Below are 18,774 nucleotides of genomic sequence, written 5' to 3'. Positions count from 1 at the left end.
AGAGGGCGGCATGAGCGGCACGGCGGATCTGAGGCGGCGAATCGACCAAGCACTTGGCCAGGCGCCCGCCGATCTGGTGATCAAGGGCGCGCGCACCCTCGACGTGATCAGCGGCGCGTTGCTGGAGGGCGACGTGGCGGTCTGCGGCGACCGCGTCGTCGGCACCTGCGACGACTACTCCGGCGCAGTCGAGATCGATGGCCGTGGCAAGGTGGTCGTGCCCGGCTTCATCGACACCCATGTGCACTGCGAATCGACCCTGGTGACCCCGGCGGAGTTCGACCGCTGCGTGCTGCCGCGCGGCACCACCACCGCGATCTGCGACCCGCATGAGATCTGCAACGTGCTGGGCGAGGCTGGGTTGCGCTATTTCCTCGACGGCGCCCTCGGCACGGCGATGGACCTGCGGGTCCAGCTCTCCTCCTGCGTGCCGGCGACGGAGCTGGAGACCGCCGGCGCCCAGCTCGACGCCGCCGACCTGGTGCGGCACCGGGCTCACCCCAAGGTGATTGGCCTGGCCGAGTTCATGAGTTTCCCCGGCCTGCTGGCCAAGGACGAGGCGGTGCTGGAGAAGCTGGCCGCCTTCCAGGACGGCCATATCGACGGCCATTCGCCGCTGCTGCGCGGCAAGCCGCTGAACGCCTATCTCGCCTGCGGCATCCGCAACTGCCATGAGACGACGGGACCTGAGGAAGCGCTGGAGAAGCTGCGCAAAGGCATGCAGATCCTGATCCGCGACGGTTCGGTCAGCAAGGATGTGCACGCGCTGGCGCCGATCATCTCGGCCGAGACCTCGCCGCTGCTCGGCCTCTGCACCGACGATCGCAACCCGCTCGACATCGCCGAGGAAGGCCATCTCGACCACCTGATCCGGGCCGCGATCCGCCAGGGCGCGCCGGTGGCCCATGTCTACCGCGCCGCCACCTGGTCGGCCGCCCAGGGTTTTGGCCTGCGCGACCGCGGCCTGGTCGCGCCCGGCCGCCGGGCCGACCTGGTGCTGCTCGACGACCTCGAGACCTGCGCCGTGTCGCAGGTGATCAGCGCCGGGCGTTTGGTCGGGCCGGAGATCTTCGCGGGCCGATCGGCGCCGGCGCCGGTCGGTCTCGGCTCGGTCAAGCTCGACCCGGTGGCGGTGGAGGATTTCCGGGCCCCGACCTCCGGCCCGACCGGCCCGGTGATCGGACTGATCCCGGGCAAGATCATCACCGACGCGTTGACCGCGACCCTGCCCTGGCGCGACGGCTGCCGCCACCCCGACCCGGACCAGGACATCCTCAAGATCTGCGTCTTCGCCCGGCACGGGGTGAACCGCAACATCGGCCGCGCCTTCGTGAAAGGCTTCGGATTCCGCGGCGGGGCGCTGGCCTCCTCGGTCGGGCATGACAGCCACAACATCTGCGTGGTCGGCGACAACGATGCCGACATGGCGGTGGCGGTGAACCGGCTGATCCAGCTGCAGGGCGGCTTCGTCGCGGTGCGCAATGGCCAAGTGGCCGGCGAGATCGCGCTGCCCCTGGCCGGGCTGATGAGCCTGCAGCCCTTCGAGCGGGTGGCCGACGATCTGCGGGCGCTGCGCCGGGCGGTCAGGGCGATGGGCTGCCCGCTGCCGGAGCCCTTCATCCAGCTCGCCTTCCTGCCGCTGCCGGTGATCCCGCACCTCAAGATCACCGACCGCGGCCTGGTCGATGTGGACCGGTTCGAGCTGATCGCGGCCTAATGGTGATGCAGTGCCAGCCAGACGGTCGGCTGGTCCGGATCGGTCCAGGCGACGCGGTGGCGGGCATGGGCCGGGATGTGCACCCAGTCGCCGGGGCGAAAGGTGCGGGGCGCCGGCTCGCCCTCGATCTCCAGCCCGGCGGAGCCGCGCAGCAGCACCACCCATTCCGCCCGCTCCTGGTCATACCAGAAGCCCGGCGGGCTGGCCTGGCCGGTGGAGACGATGCGCTCCAGCACGAAGCCCGCGCCCTGCAGCAGGGTAGTGAACTGTTCTTCCTCCGCCCCCGGCGGCAGGGAGTCGAACAGGTTGCCGGCCTTCACGGCAGCTTCAGCCGGGACGCGGCGGCGGCATAGCCGCCGGCGGCGCCGTCGACGAAATGGACATGGTCGCTGCGCAGCGGCGACGGGGTGAAGCAGGTGACGATCGCCGAATCCTGCCGGTGCAGGCCGAAGCGGGCGATCCCGGCCTGCTCCGCCGCCAGCAGGCGGGCCTCCAGCCGGTCGGCCAGGGCCGGGGTGCAGTCCAGTGTCATGCGCAGTCCGTCGTCGTATTTGCGGTAATCGGCATTGGCCACCATCTCGCGCATGTAGCGTCCGGGCTGGAAGCCGCCGAGCGGGATGCCGAAGCGGAACAGCGCCCAGCCGGCCAGGCTGTGCAGCCCCAGCGCCAGCTTGCGCAGCAGCAGCGGCTGGTTGGCGCCGCGCGACGCCCGCGCCTCCACATCCAGCCCGGGCGGCGGCCAGACCAGACCGCGCGCGAGGTCGGCGATCGGGTGCTCGGCCTCGCTCTCGCGCCCGGTCATGCGCAGGATGTCGCCGACCAGCTCGCGGAAGCCGGCCTCGCTCTCGGCCACCGTGGGGGCGGCGATCAACGACACCACCACGCCGTGCCGGGCGGGGAACTCCTGCCAGCGGCAGGACAGGCCGGTCAGGTCGGGCCGCGTGCCGGCCGGTGCCGGCTCGACAACGAAGGTGCCGGCCTTCAGCTCGCGCTCGGCCCAGGCCAGGCCGCCGCCCATGAACATGGCGTAGGCGACGTTCGGCGACGGGGCGTAGCGGGCGACGCGGATGTCCCAGCCGGCGGCGTGAATCGCCGCCACCGGCACCAGCCCGACCCGCAGGGTCAGGCCCAGCTCGTCGCGCACCCAGGCGGCGGTGGCGGCCAGCGTGGCGCGGGCGGTTTCGGCGTCGGCGGACGGCAGGGCGAAGCTGGCGCCGTCGCCGCCGAAAGCGAACGGGAAGTCGCGCTGCGCCAGGGCATTGGACACAGCGGCGATCAGCGCCGCGCCGGCGATGTTGACGCTCTTGTACTGCCCGGCCTGGATCGCGGCGGTGGAGGAGACGACGTCGGACAGGCCGATCACCCAGTCCTCCGGCAAGGGCCGGTACAGCGAGGCGTCGGTGAGCCGGGCGAAGCCGTCGAACACCGGCACCTGGAGGTAGAACTCGTCTTCGGCCATGGCGCATTCTCGCCGATCGGGCGGGGATCCGCCATCCCGTCGCTGCCGTTGATCCGGGACACCGCTCAACGCATGGTGGGCCGATGCAGCAGTTCCTCCACACCCTCCAGCTGACCACCCGCGGCAAGGGGCTGGTCGAGATCACGGCAGAGATCCGGCGCTGGGTCGAGGCGCAGCGGATCGGCACCGGCCTCCTCACCGTGTTCTGCCGGCACACCTCGGCCTCGCTGCTGATCCAGGAGAATGCCGATCCGGATGTCCGGGCCGACCTGGAGGCCTATTTCGAGCGGATCGCGCCGGAGGGCGATGGTTACATCCATGATTCCGAGGGGCCGGACGACATGCCGGCCCATATCCGCACGGCGCTGACCCAGGTGCAGCTATCGATCCCAGTCGTGTCCGGGCGGCTCGCGCTCGGCACCTGGCAGGGGATCTACCTATTCGAGCATCGCCGCCGGCCGCATCGGCGCGAGATCGTGCTGCATCTGCTGGGGGAGTAGCGCCCGGCCGTCAGCCCCGGCCGACTGCCTCAACGAACCGGTCGATCTCGGCCTCGCTGTTGTAGTAGTGCGGCGAGGCCCGCAGCATGGCGTCCAGCCCGCGGTCGGTCATGTCGAACATGGTCGAGCGGCGGCGGGTGACACTGGTGTTGATGCCGGCCGCGCGCAGCCGCTGGTGCAGCGCCTCGGCCGGCTCATCGGCCTTGGTGAAGCTGACGATCGCCGAGCGCTCGGCGCCCTTGTCGCGCACGGTGACGCCGGGCAGGGCCGACAGGCTGCCGCGCAGCCGGTCCGCCAGCGCGCGGTCGCGGTCGCGGATGGCGTCCAGGCCGTGCGCGAGGGCGTAGTCGACCGCGGCGCCCATGCCGAGGATGCCGGTGAAATTGCGCTCGAAATTCTCGAAACGACGGGCGTCCGGGCGCATCACGTAACGGTCAGGCGAAACCATCTCCGCCGCATAGAGGTCGAGGAAGGGCGGGTCGATCCGGTCCAGCATCGACCGCCGGACGTAGAGGAAGCCGACCGCGCGCGGGCCGCGCAGGAACTTGCGGGCGGTGGCCGACAGCATGTCGCAGCCGATCGCCTCGACATCGACCGGCATCTGGCCGACCGATTGACAGGCGTCGAGCAGATAGGGGATGCTATGCGCGCGTGCGATCTTGCCGATCGCCGCCGCGGGATTCACCAGCCCGCCATTGGTCGGGATGTGGCTGACCGCGATCAGCCGTGCCGGGCCCCGATCGGTCGCCGTCACCGCCCGCTCCAGCGCCGCGACGTCGAGCTGGCCGGCGTCGTCGTCGGGCACCACCTCGACCACCGCGCCGGTACGCTGCGCCACCTGCAGGTACGAGATGGTGTTGGAGGCGTATTCGGCCTTGGCGGTCAGGATCCGGTCGCCCGGCCGGAACGGCAGGCCGTAGAACACCATGTCCCAGGCCCGCGTCGCGTTCTCCATCATCGCGATCTCGGCCGGATCGGCGCCGATCAGCCGGGCGACCGAGACATAGGCGGCCTCCAGCCGCGGCTCGGCCTCGGCCGCGGCGGCATAGCCGCCGATCTCCGACTCCCGCCGCAGATGGTCCAGCATCGCGTCCAGCACCGGGGCGGGCGGCAGGGCCGAGCCGGCATTGTCGAGATGCAGCACCCGGGCGCAGCCCGGCGTGTCGGCGCGCAGCCGGCCGAGATCGAGCGTCATCGGTGCCTCCGGGTCGCAGAGACGGTTCGGAAATGCGCTGGCGCGAGTCGGCTGGTGGTGGTTTCGAGAACCGGAGCGCAGCGCACGTTTGGTGCGTGAGCACCGGAAGCGGAGAAACCGCCATCAGACGGCCACGCCAGTAGCATTTGCGGGCCGTCTCTCAGGTCAGGCCCAGCACCGAGCGAAGCCCGAGGAAGGCCGGCAGCGGGTGGGTGACGAGATAGGTCGGGATGCCGACGACGAAGCTGCGCATCCGGCCCTTGGCCTCGAAGCGCTGGCGGAACAGCGCGTCGTCGAACAGCGGCCCGAGCTTCGGCACGATGCCGCCGGCGATGTAGATGCCGCCGCGCGATCCCAGCGTCAGCGCCAGGTTGCCGGCGACGGTGCCGAGCATCGAGGCGAACATCGCCACCGCCTCGGCGCAATGCGGGTCGCCGGTCTTGGCGCCCTCGGTAACGGCGGCGGCGTCACGCTGCACCGGGTCGATTCCGTCCAACTGCGACAGCATCTCGTAGAGATTGACCAGCCCCATGCCGGACAGCACACGCTCGGCCGAGACGTGCTGGTGGCGGTGGCGCAGCCGGTCCAGCACCGCCGCCTCGCGCTCGGTCGCGGCCGCCATGGTGACGTGCCCGCCCTCGCCGGCCAGGGCGGTCCAGCGCCCGCCGCTCGGCACCAGGCCGGAGACGCCGAGCCCGGTGCCGGGGCCGAGCACACCGATCGGCTCGCTCGCCACCGGCGCGCCGCCGCCGATCGGGCTGCGGTCGCCCTCCTCCAGATAGGGCACCGCCAGGGCGACGGCGGTGAAGTCGTTGATCACCTCCAGCCGCTCCAGCCCCAGATCCTGCTTCAGGGCCGAGATCGAGAACGACCAGGCGGCGTTGGTCAGCGTCACCTGGTCGCCGGTGACCGGGCTGGCCACGTCGATCGCGGCCTGCCGGGGCGGGGTCGCCGGCTTGACCATGTCGAGATAGGCGTGGGCGGCGTCGGCCAGGGTCGGATAGTCCGCCCCGTGCAGGATCTTGGTGTCGCGGGTGCCGCCGGCATCGGCCAGGGCGAAGCGGGCATTGGTGCCGCCGAGATCGGCGATGAGGGCGAGGGGCTCAGGCATGGCGGGCCGGCTGGTGCGGGATGACCATGCTTCCCTCATGCGGCGGCCAGGGGCAAGCCCGAAGCGTCGGCCGGCCGGCCGGGAGTCGGCGTGTATCGTCGGGGCGGAGTCGATGCCGGAGTGTGCAGTGCAGCACAAACTTGATGCTAACTGCACATATCTTAGGCACGAGTTCGTTCTAAGTGGTTGTTCCGCATGGGTAATTCATTTTCCTCTTGATTTGTCCGGCGAACTGCCTAAATTGTGCATTGCGACATGCAGCGATGAGTTGCTGTCGTAACGCACTTCTTGGGCGTTTCCTCCCTAAACTCGGGCCGCAGTTCGCTGCGGCCCTTTTTCTTGGTGCGCCGGCCAAACGACGCGTCGGCAGCCGCGAGGGTTCAGCCTTCGCCTCCTTCAGATCCCGGCAATTGCCCCGAATCGCCGCGAAAGATCGGCCCAGACAGCGAAACGGCCGGGTCGCCCCGGCCGCTCGCGGTCGCGATGGGGTCCGATGCGCCCAGGCTCAGCGCTCGTCGCCGGCCTCGGCCTTGTCGTCGAACAGCGGAGTCGGGGCGGGCTGCGGGGCGGCCGCCGCCGCGGCCGGGACCGTCGCCGCTCCGGCGTCGCCGCCCAGCGGCTGCAGCGTGCCGATCAGCTTGCCGCCGGTCTCGACCTGCAACTCGCCGTACTTGATCGTGCCGGTGACGACGCCGCTGGCGCGCAGGCGCAGCAGGCCGGAGACCGACAGGTCGCCCTCGAACCGGCCAGCGATGTCGCCGTCGCTGATCTCGGCCGACCCCTTGAACACGCCCTGCTCGGCGATCTCGATGGTCTGGCAGTCCTTGATCTTGGCCTCGATCCGGCCCTCGACCACCAGGTGGTCGCAGGCGGTGATCTCGCCGGCCAGCGAGATCTCGCTGCCGACGATCAGCTTGCGCGGCGATTCGCGGCCGGTCGGTCCCGACGACTCCGCCGGGCGGCGGACGCCGCCGATCGCGCCGGTGCCGGGCAGGTCGACCCGGCGCGGCAGCTCGGTCTTGTAGCCGGTGGCGGGCTTGGCGGTGGACGACATGGGCTCTCCTTGAGGCGCGGTCGGGGCGGTGGGCCGAACTAAGGGCGTGTCCGTGGCAGCCGGATAGCCTTGCCGCTCGGCACCGCCATCCGATCCTCCGCCAGCGGGGTTGCGTCGACGAAACACGCGGGTGTCCCCCTGCTTGTTGTGGTTCCGGGCTGGATGCCCCCATCGGGCGATGGGGTCGGGACTGTAGCTGGATGCTTATCCGCCGATCAACCCGTGGCGGCCAGCCCCATTCCCGGCACAGGAGCAACTATGCCGCATTTCGGTCAAATGAATTATCCGGCCATCCGTCCCGCCGGGGCCCGGGCGGCGGCGGCGCCGACGGCGCGGTGGAAGACATGGGTCATGAAGGCGGCCCCCAGCACCGGCACCACCAGGTTGACCACCGGAATCAGCAGGATCGCGGCCAGCACCAGCCCGGCGACGATGAAGCGGCCCTGGCGTTCGCGCCACAGCGCCCGCGCTGCTGCGGGCTCGAAGCGGCGCGCCGCCACCAGCTCGAAATATTCGCGGCCGAGCAGGTAGCCGTTCACCAGCCAGAACACCAGCAGGTTGACGCCCGGCACCACCAGCACGATGCCGACCGCGACCAGGTTGAACGCCAGCAGGGCAAAGAAGAAGCGGGCCGAGCCCCACACGATCTCGCCGATCCGCTGCCGCCGCGGCGGTGGCAGGGCAGGATAGTGCCGGGCCTCCACCGCCTCGGCCACGTCATCGAGGAACAGCCCGGCCACCAGGCCGACGATGGCGGGGAACAGCAGGATGCCGAGCGCCAGCACGGCGACGCCGCCCAGCACGTCGAGAGTGGTGTCGACCCAGGACCAGTTGGCGATGTGGACGAAGGACAGGCCCCAGCCGGCGAGGGCCGGCAAGGTCAGCACCAGGGCGATGGTGGCGGCGAAGCTGACCCACAGCACCCGGCGGATCGCCGGGTCGGACGTCATCTGCTGCAGGGCGAGGCGGAAGGCGTTCGGCATCGGGATTCGGCACGGTTGATGTCGCGGCCGTTCACCTGGGGCGGCAGGGTCCACGGCGCAAGGGTTACTGGTCGTCTGTGATCGGGCCATCCTCGCCGGCGGTGGTACGATAGCGCGGCAGGCCGTCGGCAAGGTGTACCCAAGGCAGCTTCTCGCCGACATAGGCATGCTCCCGCGGCGGCAGGGCGGCGGGGTCGTCGAACGTCGTCACCAGCAGATGCACTTCGCCGGGCCAGCGCGCGCCTTCGTAAGCCAGCGACGTGCCGCAGCGGCCGCAGAAGCAACGCTCGGCACCGGGCGAGGATTGGAACCGCTGCGGGGCCTCGCCGCTCCAGCCCACCTGCACGCGCTCGAAGCCGGCATAGACGGAATAGGGCGCGCCGGTGAGCCGGCGGCAGTCGCGGCAATGGCAAGCCGCCACCCACCGCGGCGCGCCCGCGGCGGCGTAGCGGACAGCGCCGCAGCCACATCCCCCGGTGCGGCGATCAGTGACCTCCGACATCGACTTCCTCCGCCATGGTCTCACCTCGCGGAAACGGTGAGGGCGGTCAGGCGGCGGTCGCCTGCTCCAGCACCTCCGGCCCGAAGATCCGGGCCAGCGCGGCCCGGCCGTCCTCGGTCAGCGCCACGGCGCGGCTGTCGCGGTCGCGCCGGATCCAGCCGCGGTCGACGAAGCGCTCGGCCACGGCGGCGCCCAACGCCCCGGCCAGATGCGGCCGGCGTTCGCTCCAGTCGATGCAGTGCCGGGCGAAGGAGCGGCGGCCGTCGCGCAGCGCCGCGACATCGATGTCCAGCGCCGCCAGCCAGGCCGTCCCGGCCTCGGTCAGGGCGAAGGCATCGTCGCCCCGTGCCAGCACGCCCTGCGCCACCATCGCATCGGTCACCGCCACGCCCAGCCGGCCGGCGAGGTGGTCGTAGCACATGCGGCCGTCGCGCAGCGGCGCCGGCACGCGCGACCGCTCGACCGCCGGGGCCCAGGCGACCGTCATCATCTTCTCCAGGAGAGAGCCGATCTCCGGCCCCGACAGCCGGTAATAGCGGTGCCGCCCCATGCGCTCGACCGTGACCAGCCCGGCCTCGGTCAGCTTGGCCAGGTGGCTCGAGGCTGTCTGCGGCGTGACCCGGGCGTGGAACGCCAGCTCACCCGCCGGCAACGCCTCTCCGCCGAACAGGGCCGACAGGATCAGCGCCCGGCTGGGGTCGCCGATCAGGGACGATAATCTCGCCAGATCAAGACCTTCCTTCATACTTCGATGGTGATCGATTTATCTCTGCTGGTCAAGGGCCGGGTGCGGATGTGGAGTGGGGACGACCACCCTGGAGGACCGATCATGACCGACACCTTCGCTATTCTCGACTATGTCCGCCGCCATTGCCTGACGCCGCCGGCGCTGGTGCAGGCCGCGGGGCTGACCGAGGACCGGCTGCGCGCGCTGATCGCCGCCCGCTGCCTGCCGCAGCCGACCTATGTCCTCGACCCGTCCCTCGCGGCGCGCAGCGCCATCCGCAGCGAAACGCTGGCGCCGCAGCCGGAGGAATGGTTCGGCGCCGCGGTGCTGCCCTGGGCCCGCCGCGCCGCCGAATCGACCCTGCCGCTGGCCGCGCTGGCGGACCGGCTGCGGCAGGACTTCGCCGCCGATTTCCGCCGGGCCCTGCTCGCCTCCGAAGGCCGGACCCATGGCTGGACMGGGCTGTTCGACGCCGCCGGCGCGATCGACGAGGCCGCCTTGGCCAAGGCGCTCGACGAGATCTGGCAGGAGAACTGGCTCGGCGGCGCCTATGGCGTCTGCCTGCGCCGCTTCGACGGTCCCCATCTGGTGACCAAGTTGGTCGAGCGCAGCCGCATCCGCGCCCTGACCGACGAGGGTGCCAAGCCGGCGCTGACCGCGGCCGAGGCGGCGGAGGTCACGACGGCGATGGCGCGGCTCGACGCGGTGCTCACCCCCTTCGCCCCGCATGAACGGCCGCACGGCACGCCGGGGCTGTGGATCGACCGAATTGCCAACCGCTACGGCCTGCCCCATCCCGCGGCACCCGTTGACTCGGCGGCGGCCGCAGCCTAGAGGGTCAGGGACCCCTTGCGGGTCGCATCCCTGGCCGCAAATCAGCGAGACCCATGAGCGCCCGCTACGACGCCACCTGCATCGGCAACGCCATCGTCGATGTCATCACCAAGAACGACGAAGCCTTCATCACCCGGCACGGCCTGGTGAAGGGGGCGATGACGTTGATCGACGCGGAACGGGCCGAGGCGCTCTACGCCGCCATGGGACCGGGGCTCGAGGCCTCGGGCGGCTCCGCCGGCAACACCGCGGCGGGGCTGGCCTCGCTGGGCGGCAAGGCCGCCTTCATCGGCAAGGTGACGGGCGACCAGCTCGGCGCCGTCTACCGCCACGACATCCGCGCCGTCGGCGTCGACTTCGATTCGAAGCCGCTCGACCCCGGGGTGGCGGGCACGCCGCCGACCGCGCGCAGCCTGATCATTGTCACGCCGGACGCGCAGCGGACGATGAACACCTATCTCGGCGCCTGCGTCGAGCTGACGCCGGACGATGTCGACGAGGCGGTGATCTCCGACTCGCAGGTGACCTATCTCGAAGGCTATCTGTGGGACCGGCCGACGGCGAAGGAAGCCTTCATCAAGGCCGCCCGGGTGGCGCATGCCGCCGGCCGCAAGGTGTCGCTGACCCTGTCGGACAGCTTCTGTGTCGAACGGCACCGCGACAGCTTCCTGTCGCTGATCGAAGGCCATGTCGACGTGCTGTTCGCCAATGAGGCGGAGATCAAGGCGCTGTATCAGGTGGACGATTTCGACGCCGCCGTCGCCGCGGTGCGCGGCCGCTGCGAGGTCGCGGCGATCACCCGCAGCGAGAAGGGCTCGGTGATCGTGACCGAAGCCGAGACCGTCCTGGTCGAGGCCGCGCCGCTGGTCCAGCTGGTCGACACCACCGGCGCCGGCGACCTTTACGCCTCCGGCTTCCTCTACGGCTTCACCCGCGGGCTCGGCCTGGCCGAGAGCGGCCGCATCGGCAGCATCGCCGCGGCTGAGGTGATCAGCCATGTCGGCCCGCGCCCGCTGGTGCCGCTGCGCAGCCTGATCGGCTGATCAGCGCCGGAACACTGCCACCGCCTCGAGGTGCGGCGACCACAGGAATTGGTCGACCGGCGTCGCCCGTTCCAGCCGGTAGCCGCCATCGACCAGGGTCCGGGCGTCGCGCGCCAGGCTGGACGGGTTGCAGGACACGGCGACCACCACCGGCACGGTCGAGGCCGCCAGGGCCTCGGCTTGGTCGCGTGCGCCGGCCCGCGGCGGGTCGAACACCACGGCGTCGAAGCCGCGCAGCTCCGCCGCGGTCAGCGGCTGGCGGAACAGGTCGCGCCGTTGCGCCGTGATCCGCTCGCCCCGGCCGCCGCGCCGGGCAGCGGAGGCCAGCGCCTCAACCGATGCACCCTCGCCGTCGATCGCCGTCACCTGGGCGCTGCGCGCCAGCGGCAAGGCGAAGGTGCCGGCACCGCAGAACAGGTCGGCGATCCGCTTGGCCGGGCCGACGCCGTCACGCACCAGACGGGTCAGCGCCGCCTCGCCCTCGGCACTGGCCTGCAGGAAGCCGCCGGGCGGCATCGTCACCGGCACCTCGTCGAAATGCACCACCCCGGCCCGGCGATGTGCCACCGGGTCGGTTAAGCCGTCGGGGCCGCGCCAGGACAGCCGCGCCAGGTCCTGCGCCGCGGCGAATTCGGCCAGCATTTCCCGCCGCTTCAGGTCCAGCGCCGCCTCGGCCACGACCACCAGGTCGATGCCGTCATCCAGCAGGGTGACGGCGAGGTCGGCGCCGCCATTCTCCGGCAGGATCGCGGCCAGCACCGCGCGCAGCGGCGGCAGCAGGGCCGTGATCTCCGGCCGCATAACCACGCAGTCGGTCAGGTCGACGATCCGGCTTGACCCCGCCTCGTTGAAGCCCAGGAACACGCCCGACCGGCCGTGCCGCGCCGCCAGGCTGGCCCGGCGGCGGCTGCGCGGCGGGGTCTCGACCAGCGCCGCCACCTCGGTCTCCAGCCCGGCGCGGGCCAGGGCGCCGGCCAGCAGGCTGCGCTTCCACTCGGTATAGACGGGCGGTGCCAGATGCTGCACCTGGCAGCCGCCGCAGGGTCCGAAATGCGGGCAGGGCGGCTCGCGATGATTCGGGCCGGGCTGCACCAGCTCGATGAACTCGCCGCGATAGGCTTGGCCGTCCGGCCGGCCCAGCCGGGCACGCACCCGGTCGCCGGGCGCGGCGAAGGGCACGTAGACGCGCAGGTCGTCGACCATGCCGATACCGTCGCCGCCGCCGCCCAGACGCTCGACCACCAGTTCGATCTCACGCCGCGACCCTGGGGCCGCGGGCTTGCTCCGTCGCATCTGCCGCTTCATCGTGGCAGGCATGGCATGCGCGGCCCGGCCTTGCAAGGCGCGGGGTTGCATGCCCCTCGGGGGCAGGGCCATATCCCCTCACATAGGGGGACGGTCCTGTGGACCGCGACGACGTGCTGGAGACGGGTTTTGGATCTCGCCGCTGTGGTGGGCCGCGTGCGCGGCATGCTGTTCGAACCCGATGCCACGCTGGCCGCCCATGGGGTGCCGGCGCCGGGCTGGCGCATCGTGGTGCGCGAGCATGCCCTGCCGGTGCTGATCTTGACCTCGATCGGCGCCTTCCTGCTGCTGGCGCTGCTGCTCTCGGTCTCCGACGTGGAAACGCCGATCGGCCTGCTGGTGCTGTTCCTGGCGGTACGGGTGGCGGTGAACCTGGCGGGGCTGTTCGTCATGGCCGCCGTGATCCGCTTCTATGCCGGCATGTTCGGCGCCATCGCCAACTTCGATGCCGCCTTCGTCCTGGTGGCGCTGGCGATGACGCCGGTCTACGTCGCGGAGATGCTGGGCCCCGGCGTGCAGCTGGTGCTGTCCGGCGCCGCCGCTGTGCTGCTGGTGCTGCTGGCGATCGGCTACGCGCTGACGATCCTCTATCGCGGCACCGGGCTGGTGCTGCGCGTGCCGCAGGACCAGCGTGGCGCTCATTTCGGCCTGACGCTGGTGACCCTGGTGGTGCTGATGCTGTTGTTCGGCCTGCTGCTCGGGCCCTATGTGCTGCCGGTGCCGGCCTGATGTGCGGACGGTTCGTCCATAAGCTGCCGCCGGAGGAGCTGGCCACGATCGTCGGCGCCGAAGGTCCGGTCCCGAACATCCCGGCTCGCTACAACGCGGCGCCGACCCAGGATCTCGCGGTGGTCCGGTTCAACCCCAAGACCGGGCGGCGGGCGATCGACCTGCTGCGCTGGGGTCTGGTGCCAAGCTGGGAGAAGGACCTCAAGGGCGGCGCCAAGCTGATCAACGCGCGCTCCGAGACCCTGGCCGAGCGGCGCAGCTTCGCCAAGGCGTTCCAGGCCCGGCGCTGCCTGGTCCCGGCCGACGGCTTCTACGAATGGGCGCCGGACCGCACGCCGCATTTCGTCCGCCGCCTGGACGGCCGGCCGATGCTCTTCGCCGGGCTGTGGGAGGGTTGGAAGGACCCGCAGTCGGAGGAGTGGGTGCGGACCTTCACCATCGTCACCGCCGATGCGATCGAGCGGCTGCGGCCGATCCATCACCGCATGCCGGTGATGCTGGAGCCGGAGCAGTGGCCCGCCTGGCTGGGCGAGGACGCGGCATCGCCGGCGCAGCTGCAGGCCCTGCTGACGCCGCCCGCCGACCTGCCGGTCGAGGCCTATCCGGTCTCGGTCCGAGTCAACGCCGTGCGCAACGACGACCCGACGCTGATGGATCGGGCGGCGCATCAGGAACCCGCCATGAACGCCGCCAGCTCGGCCGCAAGCCCAGGGTCGGCGACCAGCCGCGGCACCTTGTTCTGACCGCCCAGCCGGCCGCGGGACTTCATCCAGGCGGCGAAACGGCCGGGCGGTATGGCCACTACCTCGGGCGGACCCATGCCGGTGCCGCCGGCGCGATGGGCGGCGTAGTCGTCGTTCAGGGCCGACAGCCTCGTGTCGAGCGTGGCGGCGAAGCGGGCGGAATCGGCCTCTCCCGGCCTCTCGGCGAATTCGACGAACCAGCGATGGCGACCGACCGGCGTGGCCTCGTCCGGGAACACGGCCATCACCGCGAAATCGGCGATGTCGGCGCCGATCGTGGCGGCGGCGTCGGCGATGGCGCGCTCGACCTCCTCCGCGATCAGGTGCTCGCCGAAGGCCGACAGGCCGTAGCTGGTGCGGCCGGTGATCAGGATGCGCGGCGGGTCGCGGCCGACCAGCCGCACCGTGTCGCCCAGCACATAGGCCCACAGGCCGGCGCAGCTGGTCACCACCACCGCGTAGTTCACGTCAGGCTCGGCATCGGCGATCCAGTGCCGGGTCGGCCGGGATGAGCCGACCTCCTCGACCGGCACGAACTCCAGGAACAGCCCGTGGTCGAGGCTCAGCCGCAGACCCTCGCCTACGCGGCCGTCCTGCAGCGCGATGAAGCCCTCGCTGGCGGCATAGGCCTCGCGGATCTCGGCGTCGGTGCCGGCGATCAGCCGCTCCAGCCGCGGCCGGTAGGGCGCCAGGGCGACGCCGCCGGGCACCAGCAGGTCGAGCGACGGATAGGGCGGGTCGGGCGCGTCGCCGCGGGCCCGGCGCAGCTCGCGCACCCGTTCCAGCAGGGGCAGCAGCCAGCTGGTGGTGCCGGAGACGCTGCGGATCGGCAGCTCCAGCGACCCGCGGGCGATGCGGTCCAGCTTCTCCTCCCAGTCGGTCAGCAGGGCCAGCTCCGGTCCCGGGAAGACGAAGGGCCGGGCCCAGGGCGGCAGGGTGCGGGCGGCGATGCCGCTGAGGTCGCCGCTGAAGATGCCGGGGGTGTGCTCGGTCAGCGTCGTGCTGCCGCCCAGCATCAGGCTGCGGCCGCCGAACATCCGGCTGCCCGGCCGGGCGCCGAGATGCCAGGTGGCCAGGTCGAAGGCGGCGCGGGTGTTGGACCGACGCATCGCGTCGCTGACCGGCACGTATTTGGAGCTGCCGCTGGTGGTGCCGGAGGACAGGGCGAAGTACGGGATGCGGCCGGGCCAGGACACATCCTGCAGCACCGGGAAGGCCGGCTGCCAGTAGTCGCGCCACATCTCCTCATAGCGGCGCAATGGCACCGCCGCCTGGAAGGCGGCGACGTCAGCGATGCGGCCGAAGCCGTGGTCGCGGCCGAAGCGGGTGCCGGCGGCACGGCGCAGCAGCTGCAGCAGCGTGCGGCGCTGGCTCTCCACCGGATCCAGCCGCTGCAGCCGCCGGCGCCGCAGCGCCGCCGCCAGCCGGAAGGCTGGGGTGGCGTCGATCATCGCGGCGACAGGCGGGTGAGGGTCGGGAACTCCCGCGCCACCGTCTCGGGCCGCAGCGGCAGGTGGATCGACCGGCGCTCGCGCCACAGCGGGATCTGGTCAGTCAGGCCCGCGCTGCCCAGCCAGCCATCCTGGCCGCCGAACAGCGTGACCCAGCTGGCATCGGGGTCGGACATGTCGGCGACGTGCCGGGCCATCGAGCCGTAGCTGGCGTTGTGCCGGCCGCGCACCAGCCCGTGCGCGGTCTTCATCGGCGTCTCGCGCGACCCGCCGGTCGGGTAGTCGCCGAACACGAAGAAGCGGCCGAGCACCGGCAGGGCGGCCAGGATATGGGCCACCCGCATCCGGTGCATCTCGCCCCAGCTCGGGATCGGGGCGGCATCGATCGCGGCCAGCCCGACCGCCTCGGCCAGCACCTGCCGACGACGGTCCGGCGCCAGCGCCGCCAGGTCCTCGCCGAGGAAGGCGGTGATCGCGTTCCACTGCGCCATCAGCCGCGGCATGGCGTCGATGGTCTCGGCGCCGTAGACCCGCGGCACCAGGTGGTGCAGCAGCGCCTCGAAGGCCGGGGCGCCGGCCGATCCGGCGGTGTAGTCGCCATCCCAGCCGGCCAGCCGGTCGAGGAAGCCGGGTTGCTCGCCGCCGATCCCGGCCGCCCGGATCGCCTCGACCAGGTGCCGGGCCAGGGCGCCGGAATCCGGCGACACCGTGTCGGCCTGCAGCGCCGCCAGATCTTCCGGCGTCAGCCGGTCCTTGGCGCGCAACAGGGCATAGAGGCGCCGCACCCGCTCATCGGCGGAGAAGAAGAAGCCGACCGGCAAGGCAGTGTCGGTCGGCCGATTGTTGGCGGTGGCCAGCACCCCGTCCGGCGGGTCGGCGGTCCAGGGCAGGTCCGGGGCATCGACCAGGCCGTGCCAATGGGTGTCCGGGTTGCCGGCATCCAGCACCGGGTCGGCCGGCGGGAAGCGGGTGCGGACCGGCAGGGTCGCGGCCATGATCTGGCCGATCCGCCCGTCCGCCCCGGCCACCAGCATGTTCTGGGCCGAGACGCCGAAGCCGGCAAAGGCGGCGCGGAACGCCTCCGGCGTCGTGGCGCGGCTGGCGCGCAGCAGGGCGGTGACCTCGTCGGTCGCCTCATGCCCGATCCAGCGCAGGGCGATGGTGTCGCCCGGCCGGCTGCGCGCCACCTTGGCGTCGCTGATGATCGGGCCGAAGCGCGTCCGGCGGAGCTTGCGCCGGGCGCGCCGCCAGAACCGGGTGCGGATCACCGTCTCGCGGGTCTGGATCTCCGCTTCCGGCAGGGCGCTGACGTCGTACAGGTCGCTCGACGCCGCGCGCATGTTGGTGCCGCCCCAGGCCAGGTGCAGGCTGCGGCCGACCGCGACGAAGGGCAGGCCCGGCACCATCAGCCCGGCCATGTGGTAGCCGGGCGAGCGCATGCCGGCGACGAGCCAGAGATTGGGCAGCGACAGCGACAGATGCGGGTCGCTGGCGATCATCGCCCCGCCGGTGGCGCTGTGCGACGCGGCCACGGCGACGCTGTTGCTGCCGGTGCGGCCGGTCGCGGTCAGCAGGGTGGCCAGCGCCGCCTGCCGGCTGTCGAGGGTGAAGCTGGTGACGGCGTTGGCGCCGGCCCTCAGCGTGCGGGCCCACGCCTCGGCGAAGCCGGGCGTGCCGCGGTCGCGCAGCAGGCCGAAATAGGCCACCCAGTTGATGTCGCTGCCGGCCAGCCGGCCGATCGTCCACATATCCCGCAGCGTGTAGGGCTCGTGCCGCAGCCCCAGCAGGGCGAATTCCGGCGGCGGCGCCCGCTCCAGCGCGTGATAGGCGTTGACGCCGGTGACGAAGGCCTCGGCGAAGGCGCGGCTGTCCGCCGGCATGCGGTCGATCACCGTGTCGGCGGCGTGGCCGTAGTCGAGGATGCGCAGCGCATGGTCGATGTCGCGCGCCACCGGCCCGGCGATCTCCGACAGGCGGCCCTGCGCCACCCGCTTCATCAGCGCGATCTGGCCGCCGCGCAGATGGGCATGGACCAGGCCCAGCGCCACCGCCAGGTCGCCGTCGGTCTCGGCCTCGACGAAGGGGATCTGGTGGCCGTTCCAGCGGATGTCGACCGGGCGTGACAGCGGCAGGCCGCCGGTCGGGAAGGCGGCCAGCCGCTCGGCCGCCGTCACCGGCTGCGGCGCCAAAGCGCGCAGCGCCGGCACCAGCGGGGCCAAGGCTGCAAGCAGCCGAAGGAGTGCGGGCATCAGCTGCGCTTGGCCAGGCCGAAGGCGGCCGACAGGAAGGCGGCCACGTCGCGGTCCGACCCGGCCCGCACGGCGTCGTCGCGGCCGATCAGATAGCCCTCGCTGCCGACGCAATTGGCCAGGATCAGCTTGCGGGTGAAGCTGCCGCCCATGGCGATGCCGAGATTGCCGTCGCGCACCGTCAGGTCGCGCTCGACCTGGAAGTCGCAGTCGTTCAGCAGCCGGCCGATCGGCCGCGGTCCCGGGCGGCTGCCGTCCCATTGGTGCACGGCGCCGGGATAGGTGATGGTCCGGACCTGCGAACCGCCCTGGCGCAGCGTCGCCGCGGTGGTCTGGCAGTCGGCCGGGTCCATGATGGCATCGCGGTCGCCCCAGGCCATCAGCACTGGCGCGCCGGTGGTGCGCGGCTCCTCGAAGCCGATGATGCAGGGGCCGTAGAAGGCGACATGGGCGGCGAAGCGCGTGTCGCCCAGCCGGTACAGCGCCGCGAAGCGGTCGGCGATGGCGGCGTTGGTGGCGACGATGCTGGCCATGGCGCCGTAGGAGAAGCCCCACACCGCGACCCGGCTGCCGTCGATCTCCGGCCGCGCCTTCAGCCAGGCCAGGGTGGCGTAGGCGTCGGCCAACGCCATGGTCTCGGTGATCTCGATCACCCGGTCGGTGAAGCTGGTGGCCAGGTCGCGGCGCGCCCCGAACACGTCGACCACGGCGGCGCCGATGCCCATCGCCGCCAGCTGTCGGGCATAGGTCGGCTCGCGGTTCTCGTCGATGCCGGCGGCGCCGTGCAGCAGCACCACGGCCGGCGCCTTCCGCGTCGCGTCAGCACCAGTGGGCGGGTAGTAGGTGACGCGCGCCGGGGTGGACGGGGCCTCGGGCCCGATCTCGGACGGCACAAAGGGGCTGTGGCTCGGCACCGCCACGATCCGCCCGGCGGCGTCGCCGACCGCGGGCCAGGGATCGGTGAAGGCCGGCTCGGCCCGGGCCGCGGACAGCAGGCCGAGCAGCAACGCCGCGGCGAGGGCGGCGCTGCGCCGGATGCCTGGGGTTCGACCGTGCTGCACCATGGATCGGGTCCTGTCGTGTCGAGCGGGCCGGGACGATCTTAACCGGGTTTCCGGGCGCGGCCAGCCCGGCCGTCCGGGCCATGGCGTCGCAGTCCTGCCGTTCTTGCG

The 18,774-nt window shown here is 72.0% G+C and carries 18 protein-coding genes; 6 read left to right on the top strand and 12 right to left on the bottom strand.

The features are described 5' to 3' along the window. Positions 1–10 precede the first annotated feature (10 nt). Entirely contained in the window at positions 11–1,717 is a 1,707-nt protein-coding gene (ade, locus tag AB4Z01_RS17130) for an adenine deaminase (protein WP_441695717.1), read from the top strand. Here the strand turns inward: ade and AB4Z01_RS17125 are convergent. Both AB4Z01_RS17125 and AB4Z01_RS17120 read right to left on the bottom strand, forming a co-directional pair. Continuing rightward, positions 1,714–2,037, bottom strand: a complete 324-nt coding sequence (locus AB4Z01_RS17125; protein WP_441695715.1) for a cupin domain-containing protein — start codon at positions 2,035–2,037, stop codon at positions 1,714–1,716. The genes ade and AB4Z01_RS17125 overlap by 4 nt on opposite strands. After that, positions 2,034–3,176: a DUF3095 domain-containing protein gene (locus tag AB4Z01_RS17120; RefSeq protein ID WP_441695713.1), complete on the bottom strand. Its 1,143-nt coding sequence runs from the start codon at positions 3,174–3,176 to the stop codon at positions 2,034–2,036. Before AB4Z01_RS17120 ends, AB4Z01_RS17125 begins: the two co-directional genes overlap by 4 nt. Before the next feature lie 83 nt (positions 3,177–3,259). Between AB4Z01_RS17120 and AB4Z01_RS17115 the strand changes: the two genes are divergently transcribed. Further along, entirely contained in the window at positions 3,260–3,676 is a 417-nt protein-coding gene (locus tag AB4Z01_RS17115; RefSeq protein WP_441695712.1) for a secondary thiamine-phosphate synthase enzyme YjbQ, read from the top strand. A 10-nt stretch (positions 3,677–3,686) separates the two neighbouring features. On the opposite strand, the gene AB4Z01_RS17110 is transcribed toward AB4Z01_RS17115, so the two are convergent. The 6 genes from AB4Z01_RS17110 to AB4Z01_RS17085 all read right to left on the bottom strand — a co-directional run bounded on the left by AB4Z01_RS17110 (position 3,687) and on the right by AB4Z01_RS17085 (position 9,266). Continuing rightward, a complete protein-coding gene (locus AB4Z01_RS17110; RefSeq protein WP_441695710.1) occupies positions 3,687–4,871 on the bottom strand; it encodes an aminotransferase class V-fold PLP-dependent enzyme in 1,185 nt (394 codons plus the stop codon). Between the two features lie 160 nt (positions 4,872–5,031). Next, positions 5,032–5,982, bottom strand: coding sequence for a glucokinase (glk, locus tag AB4Z01_RS17105; RefSeq protein WP_441695708.1), 951 nt, complete (start codon positions 5,980–5,982; stop codon positions 5,032–5,034). A gap of 505 nt (positions 5,983–6,487) precedes the next feature. Next, positions 6,488–7,036 (bottom strand): bactofilin family protein, encoded by a 549-nt coding sequence (locus tag AB4Z01_RS17100; protein WP_441695707.1) that lies wholly within the window; start codon positions 7,034–7,036, stop codon positions 6,488–6,490. A 281-nt stretch (positions 7,037–7,317) separates the two neighbouring features. After that, positions 7,318–8,019: an EI24 domain-containing protein gene (locus AB4Z01_RS17095; protein WP_441695705.1), complete on the bottom strand. Its 702-nt coding sequence runs from the start codon at positions 8,017–8,019 to the stop codon at positions 7,318–7,320. A gap of 64 nt (positions 8,020–8,083) precedes the next feature. Beyond that, positions 8,084–8,521: a GFA family protein gene (locus AB4Z01_RS17090; RefSeq protein ID WP_441695703.1), complete on the bottom strand. Its 438-nt coding sequence runs from the start codon at positions 8,519–8,521 to the stop codon at positions 8,084–8,086. Between the two features lie 46 nt (positions 8,522–8,567). Further along, positions 8,568–9,266 (bottom strand): ArsR/SmtB family transcription factor, encoded by a 699-nt coding sequence (locus AB4Z01_RS17085; RefSeq protein WP_441695701.1) that lies wholly within the window; start codon positions 9,264–9,266, stop codon positions 8,568–8,570. Positions 9,267–9,350: 84 nt separating this feature from the next. On the opposite strand from AB4Z01_RS17085, the gene AB4Z01_RS17080 reads away from it, so the two are divergent. Beyond that, a complete protein-coding gene (locus AB4Z01_RS17080) occupies positions 9,351–10,082 on the top strand; it encodes a DUF6058 family natural product biosynthesis protein (RefSeq protein WP_441695699.1) in 732 nt (243 codons plus the stop codon). Positions 10,083–10,135: 53 nt separating this feature from the next. Continuing rightward, a complete protein-coding gene (locus AB4Z01_RS17075) occupies positions 10,136–11,125 on the top strand; it encodes an adenosine kinase (protein WP_441695698.1) in 990 nt (329 codons plus the stop codon). On the opposite strand, the gene AB4Z01_RS17070 is transcribed toward AB4Z01_RS17075, so the two are convergent. Continuing rightward, on the bottom strand, positions 11,126–12,418 hold the full coding sequence (locus AB4Z01_RS17070; RefSeq protein ID WP_441695696.1) for a class I SAM-dependent RNA methyltransferase: 1,293 nt from the start codon (positions 12,416–12,418) through the stop codon (positions 11,126–11,128). Positions 12,419–12,559: 141 nt separating this feature from the next. Between AB4Z01_RS17070 and AB4Z01_RS17065 the strand changes: the two genes are divergently transcribed. Together AB4Z01_RS17065 and AB4Z01_RS17060 are read left to right on the top strand one after the other, a co-directional pair. Then, positions 12,560–13,159 carry a YIP1 family protein gene (locus AB4Z01_RS17065; RefSeq protein ID WP_441695695.1) on the top strand — a complete coding sequence of 200 codons (600 nt, stop codon included), beginning with the start codon at positions 12,560–12,562 and terminating at the stop codon, positions 13,157–13,159. Continuing rightward, positions 13,159–13,902 (top strand): SOS response-associated peptidase, encoded by a 744-nt coding sequence (locus AB4Z01_RS17060; protein WP_441695693.1) that lies wholly within the window; start codon positions 13,159–13,161, stop codon positions 13,900–13,902. The genes AB4Z01_RS17065 and AB4Z01_RS17060 overlap by 1 nt, the downstream gene beginning before the upstream one ends. Here the strand turns inward: AB4Z01_RS17060 and AB4Z01_RS17055 are convergent. Genes AB4Z01_RS17055 through AB4Z01_RS17045 form a run of 3 tightly spaced genes read right to left on the bottom strand, consistent with a single transcriptional unit; the run spans position 13,827 to position 18,666 of the window. Further along, positions 13,827–15,353, bottom strand: a complete 1,527-nt coding sequence (locus AB4Z01_RS17055; RefSeq protein WP_441695691.1) for a GH3 family domain-containing protein — start codon at positions 15,351–15,353, stop codon at positions 13,827–13,829. The genes AB4Z01_RS17060 and AB4Z01_RS17055 overlap by 76 nt on opposite strands. Continuing rightward, positions 15,350–17,602 carry a penicillin acylase family protein gene (locus AB4Z01_RS17050; RefSeq protein ID WP_441695689.1) on the bottom strand — a complete coding sequence of 751 codons (2,253 nt, stop codon included), beginning with the start codon at positions 17,600–17,602 and terminating at the stop codon, positions 15,350–15,352. Before AB4Z01_RS17050 ends, AB4Z01_RS17055 begins: the two co-directional genes overlap by 4 nt. Continuing rightward, entirely contained in the window at positions 17,602–18,666 is a 1,065-nt protein-coding gene (locus AB4Z01_RS17045; RefSeq protein ID WP_441695688.1) for a dienelactone hydrolase family protein, read from the bottom strand. The genes AB4Z01_RS17050 and AB4Z01_RS17045 overlap by 1 nt, the downstream gene beginning before the upstream one ends. Between the last annotated feature and the right edge of the window lie 108 nt (positions 18,667–18,774).

Origin of the sequence: Inquilinus sp. YAF38, from assembly GCF_052113205.1 — a bacterium.
GTDB lineage: Bacteria > Pseudomonadota > Alphaproteobacteria > DSM-16000 > Inquilinaceae > Inquilinus.
Note: the sequence above shows the minus strand (reverse complement) of the source record. Positions and strands in the feature narration are given on the sequence as shown.